The organism is Bartonella sp. LJL80, assembly GCF_054871565.1.
The window spans coordinates 1-2402 of the sequence record NZ_JBTXLM010000028.1; the positions used below are offsets into that span (position 1 = coordinate 1).

Below are 2402 nucleotides of genomic sequence, written 5' to 3' on the forward strand. Positions count from 1 at the left end.
TTGCTTTTACCCCCCCCCCCCCCCCCCCCCCATTTTCATGTTAAACTACTGAATTATATATATTTTTTCTATTGTTTAACTACACGGTTTGCAATTTCGGGTGGGCGTGTACTACCAGGAATTTGTATATATCTTGCATTGGTAAGATCAAAAACGGACAAAAAATCTTATAATTATAATATTAATTCTAATAAATTTAATATTATTTTATATAAATATTATAATTACTATATAGTTACATTGATAATATTTTTAATGATTAAATTCTTATTGTTGTTATTTAAATAATAAATATATTTTCAATGAAAAGACGGGGGTCGGAAGAATGTGGTCTAATTTAAAGTTATCGCGAATATTGGTATTAAATTCAAAAATACCAAATAAACCTATACCAATATTTTGCTCGTTGAGTTTTATCGGATTTCCGCTTCTGCTTTGTGGAGTCGTTTTGACGAGCGATATTTCTTCTGCGCAATCTATCTGTTCGGCTGTCGATGCAAATGGTGTCGTTACGTGCAATGGCGTCGCAAATAGACCCGATCCAACCTCGGTGACATATTATGATACCACAAAACCATCAGCACCCAACACGCTTAATTTCCTTGGGAATGGTTATACTTTTGGGTATGTCTCGATAAACAGCGGAAGTACTTTGCCGCAATTTGATGTCAATGTAGAGAATTTCAACGGCGGGGATACGCAAAGTCGCACAGGTTTTTCGGTGTATACGACTAACCTTAGTAACCATGTTACGTTTAAAAATGTTTCTATCTTCGAGCAGGGTATTGCAAATGCTACTCCAGCAGCTAAAGCGGTCAATATTAATAATCAATCTGCGGTGAGAGCGACCGTTGCTTTTGATATGGATTCCGCAAGCAACGTTAGTTCTGATTTGAATGCCGGCAATGCTATCAGTGTGTCTTTGCGTGCTGGCGGAACCGTTACAGCCAATCTATCAGGACAAATTCGTGCAGATAATATCCGTTCAGATGGGTTTAATCTCAACTTCTATGGTTATTCGCCGCCGGCTGCAAATGAACGCAATCAGGCATTGGTCACGTTGACAACAACTGGAAAGATAAATGCGGGGCAAAATGGTATCTATGTTACCACGCTTAACTCATGGGCAATGGATACGCATATCGTTGTCGACGGAGAGATTACCGGTAAAATCAACGGTGTTATCGGTAATCTCTCTACAGGGGTAGGGGTGCAACCTGCGATATTAACTTCGGGGAATACAACACGCATTGATGTGAATGGGCGCATCTATGACATTCGTCTTGGGGTAGGTGTGGGCGGCGCATCTGCCTTTAATGGCGATCGTACCCTGATCAATATCGCACAGCAAGCACGTATCACAGCGTCAATGATGGCGATTTCTATTAGTTATCAATTTGGGACGGATAATCGTTGGTCCATCAATAATTCAGGTTTATTAGAGGTTACGCAATCCGATGCTACAACCATCTCTGCAGGCGGTACGGGAACGTTATTTAATGCTGGCAGCGGCATTATAAAAAATTCCAGTGGAGATGCAGTACGATTTAATGGTGCATTGCCAAACGAAATAACCAATCTAGGGCGGATTGAGGGCAATATACGAGGTGGAGAAGGGCAGGAGACGTTCAATCTGTTGGGTGGATCTATCGAGGGTAACGTTTACCTAAACGGCGACAATGATACATTCAGTTGGTATGCAGGGGCGTTTAGAGGGAATTTGAATATGGGCACCGGCTCTGACCGCGTGCTGATTAACGCCGCAGAGTTTGACGGTTCCAATATTTTCAATGGCGGTTCAAAGCTTGTCAATGATTTTGATGAAATCGAGCTTCAAGATATCAATCAGACCATGCGTGCAGACCACCTGTTGAATTGGGACCATATCATCATAAACGACAGTCACTTGAATTTTGCCAATGGCGGTGGAGATTTAACTGTCGGTCTTTTGGATATCAATGAGGATGGCGTTGTCGTCTTCCCAACCATGTCTGTCGTGGGAAATATTGCGAATACTGGTCGGTTGAGTTTTGAAGACAATTCGGCTTTTTCTACGTTAACAGTGCAGGGGAGTTATAGCGGCAATTCCGGCACAATCATATTTAGCACGCAGCTTGGCGATGATACTTCACCGACGGATTTCTTGCATATCACCGGCAATGCTACGGGCACAACCGGTGTGCAGGTTGTCAATCGGGGTGGCCTTGGTGCTTTGACCTCCGGTGATGGTATCCAGCTGATCAAGGTGGATGGCTCATCATCTGCCGATAATTTTTCCCTGAAGAGTGATTATAGCTTTGAAGGGCAGGCCGCTGTCGTCGGTGGAGCCTATGCCTATTCCCTTTATGCCGGCAATAAGGCTGGCGACTTTGCCGGTGATTGGTATTTGCGTTCACTGACCA

1 protein-coding gene is annotated in these 2402 nt (G+C 43.0%); it reads left to right on the plus strand.

All coding sequences use genetic code 11. The annotated features are described in order from the left end of the window. Positions 1-448: 448 nt before the first annotated feature. Positions 449-2402, plus strand: a 1954-nt coding sequence (locus ACYSNS_RS14505) for an autotransporter outer membrane beta-barrel domain-containing protein (RefSeq protein ID WP_461723891.1), incomplete at its 3' end; no start/stop codon positions are given.